The 16,351-nt window shown below is 57.3% G+C and carries 15 protein-coding genes and 1 riboswitch; of the genes, 7 read left to right on the top strand and 8 right to left on the bottom strand.

All coding sequences use genetic code 11. From position 1 onward, the window contains the following. Window positions 1–75: 75 nt before the first annotated feature. Window positions 76–1,089, bottom strand: coding sequence for an alpha/beta hydrolase (locus AC4ICF_RS19725; RefSeq protein ID WP_316379913.1), 1,014 nt, complete (start codon window positions 1,087–1,089; stop codon window positions 76–78). Window positions 1,090–1,231: 142 nt separating this feature from the next. Between AC4ICF_RS19725 and AC4ICF_RS19720 the strand changes: the two genes are divergently transcribed. Further along, the gene (locus AC4ICF_RS19720) at window positions 1,232–1,654 is read left to right on the top strand and encodes a MarR family winged helix-turn-helix transcriptional regulator (RefSeq protein WP_316379914.1); all 423 of its coding nucleotides are present in this window, start codon (window positions 1,232–1,234) and stop codon (window positions 1,652–1,654) included. A 42-nt stretch (window positions 1,655–1,696) separates the two neighbouring features. Here AC4ICF_RS19720 and AC4ICF_RS19715 read toward each other — a convergent pair whose 3' ends face one another. Together AC4ICF_RS19715 and plsY are read right to left on the bottom strand one after the other, a co-directional pair. After that, window positions 1,697–3,163: an MFS transporter gene (locus AC4ICF_RS19715; RefSeq protein ID WP_166712372.1), complete on the bottom strand. Its 1,467-nt coding sequence runs from the start codon at window positions 3,161–3,163 to the stop codon at window positions 1,697–1,699. A 93-nt stretch (window positions 3,164–3,256) separates the two neighbouring features. Further along, window positions 3,257–3,871, bottom strand: a complete 615-nt coding sequence (plsY, locus tag AC4ICF_RS19710) for a glycerol-3-phosphate 1-O-acyltransferase PlsY (protein WP_061097029.1) — start codon at window positions 3,869–3,871, stop codon at window positions 3,257–3,259. 107 nt (window positions 3,872–3,978) lie between these two features. Between plsY and folB the strand changes: the two genes are divergently transcribed. Beyond that, on the top strand, window positions 3,979–4,347 hold the full coding sequence (folB, locus tag AC4ICF_RS19705) for a bifunctional dihydroneopterin aldolase/7,8-dihydroneopterin epimerase (RefSeq protein ID WP_116342110.1): 369 nt from the start codon (window positions 3,979–3,981) through the stop codon (window positions 4,345–4,347). 106 nt (window positions 4,348–4,453) lie between these two features. Then, window positions 4,454–5,275: an undecaprenyl-diphosphate phosphatase gene (gene bacA, locus AC4ICF_RS19700; RefSeq protein ID WP_316379915.1), complete on the top strand. Its 822-nt coding sequence runs from the start codon at window positions 4,454–4,456 to the stop codon at window positions 5,273–5,275. A gap of 13 nt (window positions 5,276–5,288) precedes the next feature. Here the strand turns inward: bacA and AC4ICF_RS19695 are convergent, their stop codons facing one another. Both AC4ICF_RS19695 and AC4ICF_RS19690 read right to left on the bottom strand, forming a co-directional pair. Continuing rightward, the gene (locus AC4ICF_RS19695) at window positions 5,289–6,530 is read right to left on the bottom strand and encodes a multifunctional CCA addition/repair protein (protein ID WP_116342106.1); all 1,242 of its coding nucleotides are present in this window, start codon (window positions 6,528–6,530) and stop codon (window positions 5,289–5,291) included. A 61-nt stretch (window positions 6,531–6,591) separates the two neighbouring features. Then, on the bottom strand, window positions 6,592–7,212 hold the full coding sequence (locus tag AC4ICF_RS19690) for a TIGR04211 family SH3 domain-containing protein (RefSeq protein WP_028014457.1): 621 nt from the start codon (window positions 7,210–7,212) through the stop codon (window positions 6,592–6,594). Between the two features lie 229 nt (window positions 7,213–7,441). Between AC4ICF_RS19690 and AC4ICF_RS19685 the strand changes: the two genes are divergently transcribed. The 3 genes from AC4ICF_RS19685 to hldE are packed head-to-tail and all read left to right on the top strand — an operon-like array spanning window position 7,442 to window position 13,091. After that, window positions 7,442–8,743 carry a CYTH domain-containing protein gene (locus AC4ICF_RS19685; protein WP_316379916.1) on the top strand — a complete coding sequence of 434 codons (1,302 nt, stop codon included), beginning with the start codon at window positions 7,442–7,444 and terminating at the stop codon, window positions 8,741–8,743. A 21-nt stretch (window positions 8,744–8,764) separates the two neighbouring features. Beyond that, the gene (gene glnE / locus AC4ICF_RS19680; protein WP_491466128.1) at window positions 8,765–11,620 is read left to right on the top strand and encodes a bifunctional [glutamate--ammonia ligase]-adenylyl-L-tyrosine phosphorylase/[glutamate--ammonia-ligase] adenylyltransferase; all 2,856 of its coding nucleotides are present in this window, start codon (window positions 8,765–8,767) and stop codon (window positions 11,618–11,620) included. 40 nt (window positions 11,621–11,660) lie between these two features. After that, entirely contained in the window at window positions 11,661–13,091 is a 1,431-nt protein-coding gene (hldE, locus tag AC4ICF_RS19675; RefSeq protein ID WP_316379918.1) for a bifunctional D-glycero-beta-D-manno-heptose-7-phosphate kinase/D-glycero-beta-D-manno-heptose 1-phosphate adenylyltransferase HldE, read from the top strand. Between the two features lie 77 nt (window positions 13,092–13,168). Here hldE and ubiK read toward each other — a convergent pair whose 3' ends face one another. After that, window positions 13,169–13,465 (bottom strand): ubiquinone biosynthesis accessory factor UbiK, encoded by a 297-nt coding sequence (ubiK, locus tag AC4ICF_RS19670; RefSeq protein WP_014071796.1) that lies wholly within the window; start codon window positions 13,463–13,465, stop codon window positions 13,169–13,171. A gap of 121 nt (window positions 13,466–13,586) precedes the next feature. Then, window positions 13,587–13,737: riboswitch (FMN riboswitch) on the top strand. A gap of 105 nt (window positions 13,738–13,842) precedes the next feature. Here ubiK and ribB point away from each other — a divergent pair. After that, window positions 13,843–14,496 (top strand): 3,4-dihydroxy-2-butanone-4-phosphate synthase, encoded by a 654-nt coding sequence (ribB, locus tag AC4ICF_RS19665; protein WP_316379919.1) that lies wholly within the window; start codon window positions 13,843–13,845, stop codon window positions 14,494–14,496. Window positions 14,497–14,540: 44 nt separating this feature from the next. On the opposite strand, the gene AC4ICF_RS19660 is transcribed toward ribB, so the two are convergent. After that, window positions 14,541–15,602: a fimbrial protein gene (locus AC4ICF_RS19660; protein ID WP_163329700.1), complete on the bottom strand. Its 1,062-nt coding sequence runs from the start codon at window positions 15,600–15,602 to the stop codon at window positions 14,541–14,543. Beyond that, window positions 15,586–16,347 (bottom strand): fimbrial biogenesis chaperone, encoded by a 762-nt coding sequence (locus AC4ICF_RS19655; RefSeq protein ID WP_316379976.1) that lies wholly within the window; start codon window positions 16,345–16,347, stop codon window positions 15,586–15,588. Before AC4ICF_RS19655 ends, AC4ICF_RS19660 begins: the two co-directional genes overlap by 17 nt. Window positions 16,348–16,351: the final 4 nt, after the last annotated feature.

Raw genomic sequence — 16,351 nt, 5'->3', positions numbered from 1 at the left:
CATATGAGTCGCTTATGGATAGAGGAAATAAAAAAGCACGGCCCGGGGCCGCGCTCAGCGTGAAGCATGACGATCCTATTTCAGGTGGTCATGTAATGCTGCACCTGCCTGCTCAAGGGCGACTTTAACCGTCGGCTCCTGGCTCAGCGGGTTAAGCAGGCCGTAGTCGTGGATCATGCCGTTATAGCGCGTGACGGTCACCGGGACGCCAGCTGCATCCAGTTTACGCCCGAATGCTTCACCTTCATCCCGCAGAACGTCCAGCTCAGCTGTCTGAATCAGCGTTTCCGGGAAGCCTTTCAACTGTGCACTCGTGGCGCGAAGCGGAGAGGCAAGAATATTGTTGCGATCGGCAGCGCTGGTGGTGTAGTTATCCCAGAACCATTTCATCATGTTTTTTGACAGGAAATAGCCATTTTCGAACTGGTTATACGAGGCAGTATCAAATTTCGCATCGGTAACCGGCCAGAGCATGACGTTGTAGCGAATCTTTGGCCCATTGAACTGTTTGGCCTGCAGCGCCACGGAAGCCACCATGTTGCCGCCCACGCTGTTGCCCACCAGACCCAGACGGCTACCGTCCACGCCGATTTCCTGGCCGTGCTCGGCTACCCATTTTGTCGCCTCATAGGCCTGATTGATTGCCACCGGGAAATGGGCTTCAGGTGACGGGGTGTAATCGACGTAAACCGCAGCGGCGCCTGATGCGCGAACCAGATCGCGGATCAAGCGTTCGTGGGTTGGGTAATCACCCAGCACCCAACCGCCACCGTGGAAGAACATAAAGATGGGGAGCGCGCCGCTGGCGTTTTCAGGTTTCACTATTTTCAGTTTTATGGCCTGGCCATTTACCTGGATCGTTTTCTCAGAAACCTGAGCGGGCGGCAGTTTGGCACCTTGTTGTGCGCCGATCAGTACCTGGCGGGCCTCCTGCGGGGTCATCTGTTCCATCGGTTTCCCTTTGCCAGAGTTCAGGACATTAAGAAACGCCTGCACGCCTGCGGTCGGGGCCGGAGTATTGATGGTTTGGGCGGATGCCGCTGCTGACGCGAAGACGGAAGAAACGAGAATGGCGGTTAATGTTTTCATAGTGGTACCTCTTTTAACGTATTTGATTGGATATATAAGTAGTGCGCTATTTAGTTGTTGATGTAATACTTGCGCACAAGATACTTTTGGTCAAACATTATTTATAATTTTTTTTAGACAACAGATTCAGGTTGATAGAAAAATGAAAGAAAACAAAAGATTAGATGATTTGCTGTGTTTCTCGCTGTACTCGGTAACCAATGCCTTCGTGCGCCAGTACCGCCCCCTGCTGCAGGAGATGGATCTGACCTATCCGCAATTTGTTGTTTTGATGGCTCTTTATGAGAAAGACAACATCCCACTTCGCGATCTCAGCGATAAGACCTATTTTGATTCAGGCACATTGACCCCGCTGGTTCAGAAGCTTGAGGCAAAAGAATTCCTCAACCGTATCGCGGTTGTGGGGGATGAAAGGATGAAAAATGTCGTACTGACCGCTAAGGCGAAAGAACTAAAAAAACGGGTGATGGCGCTGCCGGACCAGATTCGCTGCAGCATGCGGATGAGTGATGATGAGCTTGAGATGCTAAAAAAACTCTCGCGGACGCTGCTCGACGATTTGTAAAAACCCTTCGGTGGGGGGTGAACCCACCGAAGCGATGTGTCGTTACCGGTAGTCCTCCGCATCCACGTCATAGCCGGACGGCTCCCAGCGGATCGCCAGCAGCGACGCCAGGCCGATAAACGGCGCCAGCGCAATCACCCAGAACACGGCAGTGTCGAGAGACGCAACCAGTAGCGGGAACAGGAACAGCGACAGCGTGGAGCTGCTGCGCATCAGCGTCTGGTTGAGGCCTACGCCCACGCCGCGCAGCGAGGTCGGGTAGCTCAGCGAGGCGAACGTCATGGTATGCGCGCCCGGGCCAAATCCCTGACCGAACAGGAACAGCGCCAGCATCGCGACGGCGAGCACGCCTTCAGAAGCGCCTTCAGGGCGGCCAATCAGCGCCAGGCCCAGCAGCGCCACAAGCTGGCAGGCGTAACCCGCAAGCGACATCCGCCAGGCGCCGAAGCGCGGCACGTAGCGTACCGCCAGCAGTCCGCCGACGAAGGCAAACAGCAGGTTAAGCACCAGAGAAATGAGAATGGTGGTGAGCATCGACTGCACAAAGAAGCTGGAGATGATCACCGGCAGGCCAAACGCCACGGCGTTATAGGCAAACGACGAGACGACGGAAAGCAGCGTGGCGAGCGTCGTGCGGCGTAAGTAGATGCCGCGGAACAGGTTCAGATAGTTTGACCATTTCGCTTTATTCACCACAGGTGCAGGCTGGCTGAGCGCATCCTGCGGCACGTGGGCATTGATGTTATACGACTGGCGTAAAATCGACGCCGCCTCCTTCAGGTTGCCCTGATTCGCCGCCCAGACCGGAGATTCGCTCATATAGCGGCTGCGGATGGCGATAATCACCAGCGCGGGCACCGCGCCAAAGCCGAGAATCAAACGCCACAGCCAGTCGCTGTGGCTCTCCGGCAGCGCGGCGTAGAAGAACAGCACCAGCAGGTAAGAGACGCTGATGGCGGCATACCAGGTGGGGCACCACATCGCGACGCTGGAGGCCTTATTTCCCGGGCCTTTCAGCCTGGCGAACTCACTCAGGAACGCCATCGCCACGGGAAGATCGATCCCCACGCCGAGCCCCATCACGAAGCGGGCGCCCGCGAGCACATATTCGTTCGGGGCCAGCGCGCAGGCGATGGCTGCCACTACGAAGAACACCATATCAGCCATAAAAACGCGGTAGCGCCCGATTTTATCCGTGAGGTAACCGCCGAGCAGCGCCCCGACGATAGCGCCAAAGGTAATGGCCGAAGCCACCATACCGGTACCGGCGGGCGTCAGGTTAAACTCGCGGGTGATGTCTTTAATGCCGAACGCCAGCGCGCCCAGATCGTAGGCGTCGAGGAAAATCCCGCCCAGCGCGATACCCACCACGATACGGGCGTTGGCCCGGCCCTGTGAGCCGTCATTAACGAGACGGGATACATCCGATGCACTGCGCACCCACTGAATGTCGCCATCAGAGGGGATCCCTGCCGTTGAAAGGGGAGTTGAATCTGTGATTTCTGCCATTTTTCTTTTTGTGTGGTTGTGTTGTGTCTCTAACAGTTACCACAGGCAGAAGGTGACCAAAATCACATTTGGTTATAAGGCATAACGAACGCTTTATTTAGCGTCTTTCTTCTTGCGCTTGAGCTTAGTCCAGATCTTGGTTTCCTGACGACGCCACAGGCGCTGAATATTGTCGTGATGGCGCAGCAGGATCAGGCAGGAGAGCATTGACACCGGGAAGGTGAACTGGGGTTTGAACCACCAGACATAGAACGGAGCGATCAGCGCGCTGACGATAGCGCCCAGCGACGAGTAGCCGCTCAGAAGAATGGTGAGCAGCCACGTCCCGGCCATTACGCCGGTGAGATCCCAGCCGATAGGTGCAATCGCACCGAAGGCCGTCGCAACGCCTTTTCCGCCTTTAAAACCAAAGAAAACGGGCCAGATATGGCCGACGCAGGCGGCGATGGCGATAAGACCAAGCCAGAACGGCGTAACGCCCAGCGCATAGGCGCCCCAGACGGGTAGCATCCCTTTCAGAACATCAAAAATCAAAACCGCTACGGCTGCTCCCTTGCCGCCAATTCGAAGCACGTTGGTCGCTCCCGGATTCCCGGAACCACTTTCACGCGGGTCAGGTAACCCGGCAATGCGGCAGACCAGAATGGCGCTGGAGATTGAGCCGCAAAGATAGGCGAGGAGGATCATTCCAGGCGCGATTGCACTCATAACGCTGTTCCGTTTTGAAAATGTATCTGTATTCTCAGCATCTGTGGATAATACGCATAATTCGCCGGAAGTGGTATCCGGTTTAGCCAAAAAGCAGGCAGGTCGTGATGGATATTGTATTTATAGAGCAACTTTCGGTAATCACCACAATTGGTGTTTACGACTGGGAACAGACCATCGAGCAGAAACTGGTGTTCGATATCGAAATGGGATGGGATAACCGCAAATCGGCAAAAAGCGATGACGTGAATGACTGTCTGAGCTATGCCGACATCAGCGAAGCGGTCATCGGCCACGTGGAAGGACAACGTTTTGCGCTGGTGGAACGCGTGGCGGAGGAGGTGGCGGAACTGCTGCTGACCAAATTCAACTCACCGTGGGTACGCATCAAGCTGAGCAAGCCGGGTGCGGTCGCGCGCGCGGCCAATGTGGGCGTGATTATCGAGCGTGGCACAAATCTGAAAGGAAAGATTTAACGTCATAATTGCTAAACCATTTTAGGTTATATCGGTCTTAAGGCTGTATCTTTCACGGTTGTCCGCGTGGACACCGTTTTTTATATCTTTTTTTAGGGGTTTATAGATGAGCGATATGCACTCGCTGCTGGTGGCGGCAATTCTGGGTGTGGTCGAAGGATTGACGGAGTTTTTGCCGGTTTCCAGTACGGGCCATATGATTATCGTTGGCCATCTGCTGGGCTTTGAAGGCGATACCGCAAAGACGTTTGAGGTGGTGATTCAGCTGGGCTCGATTCTGGCGGTGGTGGTGATGTTCTGGCGCCGTCTGTTTGGCCTGATCGGCATTCATTTTGGCCGGCTGCCGCAGCGCGAAGGCGAGGGCAAAGGCCGCCTGACGCTGATTCATATCCTGCTCGGGATGGTCCCGGCGGTGGTGCTGGGGCTGGTATTCCACGACACCATTAAATCGCTGTTTAACCCGATTAACGTCATGTACGCGCTGGTGGTGGGCGGCTTCCTGCTGATTGCCGCGGAAGTGCTGAAGCCAAAAACCCCGCGTGCGGAAGGTCTGGACGATATGACCTATCGCCAGGCGTTTATGATTGGCTGCTTCCAGTGTCTGGCGCTCTGGCCGGGCTTCTCGCGTTCAGGGGCGACCATTTCTGGTGGCATGCTGATGGGCGTGAGCCGTTATGCCGCGTCGGAATTTTCATTCCTGCTGGCGGTGCCGATGATGATGGGCGCCACCGTGCTCGACGTCTATAAGAGCTACCACTTCCTGACTACCGGCGACATTCCGATGTTCGCCGTCGGCTTTATCACCGCGTTTATCGTGGCGCTGATCGCCATCAAAACCTTCCTGCAGCTGATTAAGCGTATCTCGTTCATTCCGTTCGCGATCTACCGCTTTATCGTCGCCGCTGCGGTGTACGTGGTCTTCTTCTGATGACGGGTTGCCCTCACTCTTTCGGCTGAGGGCAACGTTTTTCCTTCCACGCCGCTACCGCATCAATCCGGCGTTTCGTCAGCTCCTCGCGAATCTCCGGGCCTTTAAACCCTGCCTCAACCACATCTTTCGTTGGCACCGCTTTTGCGACTTCCCACGCTTCGCGCAGCAAACGCCCCTGCGGGTAATCGGACGCTTCAAACCCGGTACGGCCGCGAACGTCGGCTTCACTGGTCAGCGCAATCTGCTCGACGCGCTGCGGCTTGCGCCAGGCGTCGATATTATCGAACAGCTTCACGATGGTGGCGGGCTTCAGGATCGGGAAGGTGTGGATCAGGTCATGGAACTCGGCCACCAGTTTCGCCAGGTCACGGATCTCGTTCGGCACGCGCAGGCGCAGGCATAGTCCCTCGACCAGCTTCACTCCTGCCGGGCCGTGCCCGTGGTGGCGTGGCCAGAACTCTTTCGGCGTTAAGCCTTTGCCGAGATCGTGGCACAGGGTGGAAAAGCGCACGTCCACGTCAGGGCTGAGCATGGCTGCCATGCTCAGGGTCATCAGCGTGTGCACGCCGGTATCAATTTCCGGGTGCCATTTCGCCGGCGCGGGGACGCCAAACAGCGCGTCGATTTCCGGGAACAGCACCTTCAGCGCGCCGCAGTCGCGCAGGACCTGGAAAAAGACCTGCGGGTTGCGGGTGGTGAGGGCATTTTCCGTCTCTTTCCAGACGCGCTCCGGCGTCAGGTGTTCCAGTTCTCCCGCCTCGGTCATGGCCGTCATCAACGCCATCGTCTCATCGGCAATACGGAAGCTCAGATGGGCGTAACGCGCGGCAAAACGCGCCACGCGCAGAACGCGGAGCGGATCTTCAGAAAATGCCGGGGAGACGTGACGCAAAAGACGGTCGCGCAGGTCATCCTGCCCGCCGTAGGCGTCAATGATATGGCCGTTTTCGTCCTGGGCCAGGGCGTTAATGGTGAGATCGCGGCGAAGCAAATCCTGCTCGAGCGTCACATCCGGCGCGGCGTAGCAGGTGAAGCCCGTATAGCCGGAACCGGATTTCCGCTCGGTACGCGCCAGGGCGTACTCTTCCCGGCTTTTCGGGTGCAGAAACACGGGAAAATCGCGGCCTACCTGCTGGTAGCCCGCGTCGAGCATCTCTTCCGGGGTGGCACCCACCACCACCCAGTCTTTATCTTTGACCGGCAGACCTAACAACGCATCACGTACCGCACCACCGACCAGATAACTCTTCACGCCCAACACTCCCGTTTTCTCTTTTCGCAAGATAATACGTAAGTCTGGCAGAGAAGACGAATTAGTTCATCCAGCGGTCTTTACGCTTACGGCTTGGGATCAGATGCGGCAGGACCAGGCCCAGCACCAGACCTACGCCCAGTACGCCGCCGCCATACATAAACCACTGCATGATAATGGTGCGCTGTTTGTCATCAAGCTGCAGGTTCGCGGCGTTCACTTTTTTCTGCGCGACGATCAGCTCGTTTTTGAGCTTTTGATTCTCTTCTTTAAGACCGTTGATCACGCCGTCGCTCTGCGCCACTTTCTGCTGCATTTCGGCGGTGCGCTGGTTCCAGGTCCCGTCGATGTTGTTCAGCTTGTCGGTCAGCGTCTTCACCTGGTTTTCCAGGTCCGGCACGCGGGTGCGCAGGCTTGGCACGGTGCTCAGCTCTTTCATCGGGATCCAGGAGGTACGGCCGGAACTGTCGCGAACCTGACCGTAATTGGTCTCCGCGTTGGTCTGTAACAGGGTGACTTCCTCGCCGGCATTCACCGTACCCACGAGGCGATAATTATCTCCGGGGCCACTGCGTACCCAGGTGTTCAGTTCGTCAGAAACGTAACGCTTCTCTTCAGCGTGCACTGCGGTTGCGGCGCTAAAAGCGAGTAAAGTAAGTCCAATCAGGCGTAATTTAAGCATCATTAGTCGTTATTTTCATAAAAAGTGGAACGATAGTAGTGGCAACAGTGTCTCTACGCAAAGCATTCGTCAGCAATCAGAATCATCTGTGTCACGACTCTACACATTTACGCCCGACAAATTGCTCATTGCATGGCAATTTGGCGCAAAATACTATGTACTGACAAACAAATGGCGAGGAAGTTCGCCCTCATTGACGCGTCTGTGACGCCCGCAAAAGTACAAGGCTATGGCTCAGGAAATCGAATTAAAATTTATCGTCGAAAAAGACAGCGTTGACGCGCTCCGTCAGCATCTGAATACGCTCTCCGGCGAGCACCATGAACCCGTACAGTTGCTCAACATCTACTACGAAACGCCGGACAACTGGCTGCGCAACCACGATATGGGGCTGCGCATCCGCGGCGCACACGGGCGCTACGAGATGACGATGAAAATCGCCGGCCGCGTGGTCGGCGGTTTGCATCAGCGCCCGGAATATAATATCGACATCAGTAAGCCAGAACTTGAGCTGGAACGTTTCCCGGCGGAAGTCTGGCCGGAAGGCGAACTGCCCGCCACGCTGGCAACACAGGTGCAGCCGCTGTTCAGCACCGATTTCGCTCGCGAGAAATGGCTGGTGACGGAAGGCAAGAGCCGCATTGAGATCGCGCTGGATTTAGGCGAGGTGAAGGCGGGTGAGAGCCTGGAACCGATCTGTGAGCTGGAGCTGGAACTTCTGGAAGGGGAGGCGAGCGACGTGCTGAAGCTGGCGCGTAAGCTGGTAAGTCAGCCGGGGTTACGTCAGGGCAGCCTGAGCAAAGCGGCGCGCGGCTACCACCTGGCTGCCGGAAATGCGCCACGCGTGCTGCGAGAGACCCCTATTCTGCGCGTCGTGCCGAAAGCCAGCATTGAACAGGGCATGGAAGCGGCGCTGGAGCTGGCGCTCTATCAGTGGCAGTACCACGAGGAGCTGTGGGCGCGTAACGTGAAAAATGCCAAAAAACAGGTGCTGGCCGCTATTGGCCTGGTGCGTCATACCCTGACGCTGTTTGGCGGTATCGTACCGCGTAAAGCAAGCGCTCACTTACGCGATCTGCTGACCCAAACCGAGACGCTGCTGCTTTCCGACGTATCGGCGCAAACCGCGCTTTACAGCCCGCAAAATGCCGCGGCAAAACTGGCGTTGACCGAATTTCTGGTGACGCGCGGCTGGCGCACCTTCCTGGATGCAAAAGCGCAGACCAAAATCGCGGATAACTTCAAACGCTTCGCGGATATCCATCTTTCCCGCCACGCCGCCGAGTTGAGAACCACCTTCGCACACCCGCTGGGCGACCAGTATGGCGATCAGCTTCCCCGTCTGGCGCGTAACATCGACAGTATGTTGCTGCTGTCCGGTGCGTATGAGGGCGTGAAGGCGCAGGCCTGGCTGGAGAACTGGCAGGGACTTAAGCATGCCATTGAGACCCGTCAGCAGATTGAGATCGAGCATTTCCGCAACGAGGCCATTTCGCAGGATCCGTACTGGCTGCACAGCGGAAAACGTTAATTCTGGCAAGGAACCCCTGATATGCCGCTTTCTTCGCAGTTACAGCAGCACTGGCAGACCGTTTGCGAACGTCTGCCCGAGTCGTTACCCGCGTCATCGTTAAGCGAGCAGGCGAAAAGCGTGCTCACGTTCAGTGATTTTGTGCAGGAAAGCGTCAGCGCTAACCCGGAATGGCTGGCGGAGCTTGAAAGCGCGCCGCCGCAGGCTGACGAGTGGCGGCATTATACCAGCTGGCTGCAAACCGCGCTGGCAGATGTAACGGATGAGGCCACGCTGATGCGCGTTCTGCGTCAGTTCCGCCGCCGGGTAATGGTGCGCATTGCCTGGGCGCAGGCGCTGGAGCTGGTGAGCGAAGAGAGCACTTTGCAGCAGCTGAGCGAGCTGGCGCAGACGCTGATCGTCGCCGCGCGGGACTGGCTCTATGCCGCCTGCTGTAAAGAGTGGGGCACGCCGTGCAGCGAAGAAGGGGTTCCGCAACCGCTGTTAATTCTGGGAATGGGCAAGCTGGGTGGCTGTGAGCTGAACTTCTCCTCCGACATCGATCTGATCTTTGCCTGGCCGGAGAACGGCTCCACGCGCGGCGGGCGTCGCGAGCTGGACAACGCCCAGTTCTTTACCCGCCTTGGCCAGCGTCTGATTAAAGCGCTGGACCAGCCGACGCAGGACGGCTTCGTCTACCGTGTGGACATGCGCCTGCGCCCGTTTGGTGACAGCGGTCCGCTGGTGCTGAGCTTCGCCGCGCTGGAAGATTATTACCAGGAGCAGGGACGCGACTGGGAACGTTACGCGATGGTCAAAGCGCGGATCATGGGCGACAGCGACGACGCTTACGCCAACGAGCTGCGTGCCATGCTGCGCCCGTTTGTGTTCCGCCGCTACATTGACTTCAGCGTGATCCAGTCCCTGCGAAATATGAAAGGGATGATCGCCCGCGAGGTGCGCCGCCGTGGGCTGAAGGACAATATCAAGCTTGGCGCGGGCGGCATCCGCGAAATCGAATTTATCGTTCAGGTCTTCCAGCTGATCCGCGGCGGGCGCGAGCCGTCGCTGCAGTCCCGCTCGCTGCTGCCGACGCTGAGCGCCATTGAGCAGCTGCACCTGCTGCCGGACGGAGACGCGCAAACCCTGCGCGAGGCCTATCTGTTCCTGCGCCGTCTGGAAAACCTGCTGCAGAGCATCAACGACGAACAGACCCAGACCCTGCCGGGCGATGACCTTAACCGGGCGCGTCTGGCCTGGGGCATGCGCGTGGACGACTGGTCAACGTTGACCGAACGGCTGGATGCCCATATGGCAGGCGTGCGCCGCATCTTTAACGATCTGATCGGCGACGACGAAAGTGAATCGCCGGACGATGCGCTCTCCGAGCACTGGCGCGAACTGTGGCAGGACGCGCTTCAGGAAGATGACACCACGCCGGTGCTGGCGCACTTAAGCGACGATGCCCGCCATCGCGTGGTGGCCTTAATTGCTGATTTCCGTCTGGAGCTGAACAAGCGCGCCATCGGCCCGCGCGGTCGTCAGGTGCTGGATCATCTGATGCCGCACCTGCTGAGCGAGGTCTGCTCGCGTGAGGACGCGCCGGTGCTGCTGTCGCGCATGATGCCGCTGCTGAGCGGGATTATCACGCGCACCACCTATCTTGAGCTGCTGAGCGAATTTCCGGGGGCGCTGAAGCACCTGATTTCCCTCTGCGCCGCGTCGCCGATGGTGGCCAACAAGCTGGCGCGCTACCCGCTGCTGCTGGATGAACTGCTCGACCCGAACACGCTGTATCAGCCAACGGCGACGGACGCCTACCGGGACGAGCTGCGCCAGTATCTGCTGCGCGTGCCGGAAGAGGACGAAGAGCAACAGCTGGAGGCACTGCGTCAGTTTAAGCAGGCCCAGATGCTGCGCGTCGCAGCGGCGGACATCGCCGGTACGCTGCCGGTGATGAAAGTGAGCGATCACTTAACCTGGCTGGCGGAAGCGATTATTGATGCGGTTGTCCATCAGGCGTGGGTGCAGATGGTGGCGCGCTACGGCCAGCCGAAACACCTCGCTGAACGTGAGGGGCGAGGGTTTGCGGTGGTTGGTTACGGCAAGCTGGGCGGCTGGGAGCTGGGCTATAGCTCCGATCTGGATTTAATTTTCCTGCACGACTGCCCGGCGGACGTGATGACCGACGGCGAGCGCGAGATTGACGGGCGTCAGTTCTATCTGCGCCTGGCCCAGCGCATCATGCACCTGTTCAGCACCCGCACCTCGTCGGGGATTCTGTATGAAGTGGATGCGCGCCTGCGCCCGTCCGGCGCGGCGGGTATGCTGGTGACCTCAACGGACGCGTTTGCCGATTATCAGAAGAATGAAGCCTGGACGTGGGAGCATCAGGCGCTGGTGCGCGCTCGCGTGGTCTATGGCGATCCGCAGCTCAAAACGCAGTTTGACGTTATCCGCAAGGAGGTTATGACCACCATGCGTGATGGCAGCACGCTGCAAACGGAAGTGCGCGAAATGCGCGAGAAAATGCGCGCGCACCTCGGGAATAAACACCGCGATCGCTTTGATATCAAAGCCGATGAGGGCGGGATTACCGATATTGAGTTTATCACTCAGTACCTGGTGCTGCTGCACGCCCACGACAAGCCGAAGCTGACGCGCTGGTCCGATAATGTGCGCATTCTGGAGCTGCTGGCGCAAAACGACATCATGGACGAGCAGGAGGCCCAGGCCTTAACCCGTGCCTACACCACGCTGCGCGATGAGCTTCATCACCTGGCATTGCAGGAGCAGCCGGGGCACGTGGCGCTGGACAGTTTTGCTCATGAACGTGCTCAGGTAACGGCCAGCTGGCAGAAGTGGCTGGTGGAACCGTGCGTAACAAATCAAGTGTGATATTATCGCGCGCAAATTGTGAATCTTTCTGGAGTCAGGAATGAAAGTAACACTGCCAGAGTTTGAACGTGCTGGAGTAATGGTTGTTGGGGATGTGATGCTGGATCGCTACTGGTATGGGCCTACCAGCCGCATATCCCCGGAAGCACCGGTGCCGGTGGTTAAGGTCGACACCATTGAAGAACGTCCCGGCGGCGCGGCAAACGTGGCGATGAACATTGCCTCTCTGGGCGCGCACTCGCGTCTGGTGGGCCTGACCGGCATCGACGATGCGGCGCGCGCGCTGAGCAAGTCGCTGGCGGACGTGAACGTGAAGTGCGACTTCGTTTCTGTTCCGACCCACCCAACGATTACGAAACTGCGCGTGCTGTCGCGCAACCAGCAGCTGATCCGACTCGATTTTGAAGAAGGCTTTGAAGGCGTCGACCCTGAACCGCTGCACGAGCGTATCAACCAGGCGCTGGGCAATATCGGCGCGCTGGTGCTGTCCGACTACGCCAAAGGCGCGCTGGCCAGTGTGAAGACGATGATTCAGCTGGCGCGCAAAGCCAGCGTGCCGGTGCTGATCGACCCGAAAGGGACCGATTTTGAGCGCTATCGCGGCGCGACGCTGCTGACGCCAAACCTCTCCGAGTTTGAAGCGGTGGCGGGCAAGTGTAAAACGGAAGACGAACTGGTTGAGCGCGGCATGAAGATCATTGCTGACTTCGAGCTCTCTGCGCTGCTGGTGACCCGCTCCGAGCAGGGGATGACGCTGCTGCAGCCGGGCAAGGCGCCGCTGCATATGCCAACCCAGGCGCAGGAAGTGTACGACGTGACCGGTGCCGGCGATACGGTGATCGGCGTGCTGGCGGCGACGCTGGCAGCGGGTAACTCCCTGGAAGAGGCATGCTACTTCGCTAACGCCGCGGCGGGCGTGGTGGTGGGGAAACTGGGTACCTCAACTGTTTCGCCAATCGAACTGGAAAACGCGGTGCGCGGCCGCGCCGACACCGGTTTTGGCGTCATGACCGAAGACGAGCTGAAGGTGGCCGTTGCCGCCGCGCGTAAGCGTGGTGAAAAAGTGGTGATGACCAACGGCGTGTTTGACATTCTGCACGCGGGCCACGTGTCGTATCTGGCGAACGCGCGCAAGCTGGGCGACCGCCTGATTGTGGCGGTCAACAGCGATGCGTCGACGAAGCGCCTGAAGGGCGAAACGCGTCCGGTGAACCCACTGGAGCAGCGTATGATCGTGCTCGGTGCGCTGGAAGCGGTGGACTGGGTGGTGTCGTTTGAAGAAGACACGCCGCAGCGCCTGATTGCCGGCATTCTGCCGGACCTGCTGGTAAAAGGCGGGGATTACAAACCGGAGCAAATCGCGGGCAGCGAAGAGGTCTGGGCCAACGGCGGTGAAGTGATGGTGCTCAACTTTGAGGACGGGTGCTCAACCACCAACATCATCAAGAAGATCCAGAAAGACAGTCAGTAAAAAACGGGCCTGTTGGCCCGTTCGTTTTTCACCCTCTCCCTGTGGGAGAGGGCTGGGGTGAGGGCATTAGGCCGCACTTACTCCTGGTCGTCCACCGGTGGAATAGCCGGTGCTGGCTTCACTTCTTCCGGTGCATTACGGTTTTCCAGCTCGGTCAGACGCTGTTCCAGCAGCGCCAGCTTCTCGCGGGTGCGCAGCAGAACCTGGGTCTGCACGTCAAACTCTTCGCGGCTGACTAAATCAAGGCGAACCAGCTGCGCCTGCAGCGTCTGGCGGATTTTCTTTTCTACGTCATCCCCAAATTCACGAATGCCTTTCGGCATGGACTCATGAACCTGACGCGCGATCTGCTCAATTTTTTTCGGGTCAATCATAATGGCTTCCCTTGATAAGTCGGTGTTGATGAACATTGTAGCGCGTCATGACCCAGGATAAAGCAGATTTGTTTGAAGCTTATGCATTGCCCAGGTTAATCAATAGCGTTATAGTTATCTCGCTTATTCTCAGGGCGGGGCGAAATTCCCCACCGGCGGTAAATCAGCGTCATGCTGAAAGCCCGCGAGCGCTTTGAGTGAATTCTCAAAGGTCAGCAGATCCGGTGTAATTCCGGGGCCGACGGTTAGAGTCCGGATGGGAGAGAGTAACGATCCAGTCGGGCATGGCCCGCTCACGTTATTTTTTTGCCGCTTGTTCGGCGCTCCTAAGACTGCCCTGATTCTGGTAACCATAAAGTTAATGAGGTTTTTTTACCATGAATCAGACGCTACTTTCCTCTTTTGGCACTTCAATTCAACGTGTTGAACATGCACTGGATGCACTGCGCGAAGGCCGCGGTGTGATGGTGCTTGACGATGAAAACCGTGAAAACGAAGGCGACATGATTTTTGCCGCCGAAAACATGACCGTTGAGCAGATGGCGCTGACCATCCGTCACGGCAGCGGCATCGTATGCCTGTGTATTACCGAAGACCGCCGCCAGCAGCTCGATCTGCCGATGATGGTTGAAAACAACACCAGCGCCTTCGGAACCGGTTTTACCGTGACCATTGAAGCGGCCCATGGCGTGACTACCGGTGTGTCGGCGGCTGACCGTCTGACGACCGTGCGTGCAGCGATTGCCGATGACGCAAAACCATCCGATCTCCACCGTCCAGGCCACGTCTTCCCGCTGCGTGCGCAGCCGGGCGGCGTGCTGACCCGTGGTGGCCACACCGAAGCGACCATCGATCTGGTGACGCTGGCTGGCTTCAAACCGGCTGGCGTGCTGTGCGAACTCACCAATGATGACGGCACCATGGCGCGCGCGCCGGAGTGCATGACCTTTGCACGTCTGCACAACATGCCGGTGGTGACGATTGAAGATCTGGTGGAGTACCGCCAGGCGCACGAGCGCAAAGCCAGCTGAAGTTGCTGATGTGAAAAAGCCGGGGAAACCCGGCTTTTTTGTTGCTAGTGATAGTTAATTTTGAATAACACCACGGTTTCGAAAGGACCGGACTGGATAGCTTTTCCTTCTACTGGAGACAGCTCTGCGGTGTAATCCTGCTGATATTGCAGCGTGCTGCCCGTAAAATCGGCATATTCTTCATAGTGGTTAAAGGTGTAGGGCTGAGTGCCGTTGAGTATTCTCAACTGCAAGCCATTCCCAATAAGTAATGCCGTGTCCTCAGCGGTGAGCGATTCCGTAGTATAGAACGACGAATCCATTTTGAACCCATCTGAACATTGTGCATCCTGCACCTTCGTCGTCTTCACCGAAAAGGTTCGTCTACGCGTCTGCTGATTCACAATATCGCGCGCGCTGAAGGTACCAAAATCAATCTCCTGATTCTCCGGGAAAATACTGAACGTCGCCCCACAGTCCAGCACGGTAATGTTTTGCAGACCGTTGATGTGATATTTGAGGTTTTTGGCGTCCGACATCTGGTTCACGCCACCTTTTCCGTCAAACTGGACAACGATGTAATCGCCCAGGGAGCTGACGTAGCCGTGGGGCGGCATCGCTTTGATTTTGACGTATAAGCGCAGGCGAGCAACAAAGGTGCGCGAGGTATGGATATCGTCCGGGTTACCGGAGCAGATCAGATTTTCCCAGCCCATCTGCCGGATCTGCGCCGGGGTATAAATCGTGATGTTTTGGTTGTCCAGACACTGGCGGGTATCGACGCCGTTAGGCTGGCCGGTTGCATCGTAATCCATCCCTTCATAGGTCACGCCCAGTTCATAATAGGGATCCGATGCGGCAGGATAAGGGTTTACCCAGGCGAAGATATCTTCTTGTTCAAAACCGCCGACAACATTGTGGTTGCACGTCACCGGAATTTTGATGTCATCTGATTCCCAAATTTTTTCGCCCACCTGCGCATTGCTGGGAATGGCGAACGGCGAGATGGTTTTGGTCTCCTCAACGGGACCGCCTGAGCCGCCCAGATAGCAGTCCAGTGCCAGCGCCTCTTTTAACGGCAGTGCAGAAACCAGCAAAATAAACAGGACATTAGCGAGATTTCGCATCTTTTTCGATCTTCCGTTCGGTAAGTTTGCACTGCGCTGTACCCGCGCACTGCACGTCGACCTTTTTCAACGCACCGTAATCGTCGATATAGCCGATGCTGTAATAATTACCGTGGTAGTCACCGGTAGAGGTTGTTGCCGTTGCGAAGGGTGCAAGCATCAGGCTGTCAAAGCCCGGCAGCATGGTTTTGGCATTCTTACTGAGCCAGGCCAGGGTGATGTAGTACGGCGTCGGGTTATGTATAGTCAGCCCTTTCGCGGTGGCTGAAATTTCCATCCGCATTTCTGCCTGCTCGCCGGGCTTTTTGGTAATTGCTTTAGGACGCCAGAACAGTTTGATCCTGCTCTGCATCGCCACCTGCATGACGCTGCGCTCTTCGCTGGCGCTGGTGCTTTTTGGCGGCACTTCGCGCAGGTTGAAATAGAACAGGGATTCCCTGTTTTTTGGCAACTGGCCGGTGGCCGCTTGCTTAACGATCCTGACCTGCGACGCGGAGCCCGCTTCAATGCGTTGAATCGGAGGCAGCGCCATGAAGTGCGTATCCTCCTTGCGACCTTTCTCATCTTCAATCCAGGAGAGCGCCAGATAGGGCAGCGCTTTGCTCTGGTTTTCTATCTTCAGGCTGCTGGCCTTGTCGCTTTCCGGGAAGACAATGCGCGTGCGGTCCAGGTTAACGGCTGCGTGGCTGGCAAATGCGGTGCCGATAAGCATCAGGCACAGGTTTTTAAGTAGGGTGAATTTCATCATG

Source organism: Enterobacter sp. ECC_219_Taxon_10, assembly GCF_058354905.1.
Note: the sequence above shows the minus strand (reverse complement) of the source record. Positions and strands in the feature narration are given on the sequence as shown.

Excerpts from the sequence above, each read along its gene's own strand:
- AC4ICF_RS19715 (WP_166712372.1), bottom strand. The coding sequence starts at position 3,163 with ATGGCAGAAATCACAGATTCAACTCCCCTTTCAACGGCAGGGATCCCC.
- AC4ICF_RS19725 (WP_316379913.1), bottom strand. The coding sequence starts at position 1,089 with ATGAAAACATTAACCGCCATTCTCGTTTCTTCCGTCTTCGCGTCAGCA.
- AC4ICF_RS19690 (WP_028014457.1), bottom strand. The coding sequence starts at position 7,212 with ATGCTTAAATTACGCCTGATTGGACTTACTTTACTCGCTTTTAGCGCC.
- AC4ICF_RS19660 (WP_163329700.1), bottom strand. The coding sequence starts at position 15,602 with ATGCGAAATCTCGCTAATGTCCTGTTTATTTTGCTGGTTTCTGCACTG.
- hldE (WP_316379918.1), top strand. The coding sequence starts at position 11,661 with ATGAAAGTAACACTGCCAGAGTTTGAACGTGCTGGAGTAATGGTTGTT.
- folB (WP_116342110.1), top strand. The coding sequence starts at position 3,979 with ATGGATATTGTATTTATAGAGCAACTTTCGGTAATCACCACAATTGGT.
- AC4ICF_RS19655 (WP_316379976.1), bottom strand. The coding sequence starts at position 16,347 with ATGAAATTCACCCTACTTAAAAACCTGTGCCTGATGCTTATCGGCACC.
- glnE (WP_491466128.1), top strand. The coding sequence starts at position 8,765 with ATGCCGCTTTCTTCGCAGTTACAGCAGCACTGGCAGACCGTTTGCGAA.
- ribB (WP_316379919.1), top strand. The coding sequence starts at position 13,843 with ATGAATCAGACGCTACTTTCCTCTTTTGGCACTTCAATTCAACGTGTT.
- bacA (WP_316379915.1), top strand. The coding sequence starts at position 4,454 with ATGAGCGATATGCACTCGCTGCTGGTGGCGGCAATTCTGGGTGTGGTC.
- AC4ICF_RS19685 (WP_316379916.1), top strand. The coding sequence starts at position 7,442 with ATGGCTCAGGAAATCGAATTAAAATTTATCGTCGAAAAAGACAGCGTT.
- plsY (WP_061097029.1), bottom strand. The coding sequence starts at position 3,871 with ATGAGTGCAATCGCGCCTGGAATGATCCTCCTCGCCTATCTTTGCGGC.
- ubiK (WP_014071796.1), bottom strand. The coding sequence starts at position 13,465 with ATGATTGACCCGAAAAAAATTGAGCAGATCGCGCGTCAGGTTCATGAG.
- AC4ICF_RS19720 (WP_316379914.1), top strand. The coding sequence starts at position 1,232 with ATGAAAGAAAACAAAAGATTAGATGATTTGCTGTGTTTCTCGCTGTAC.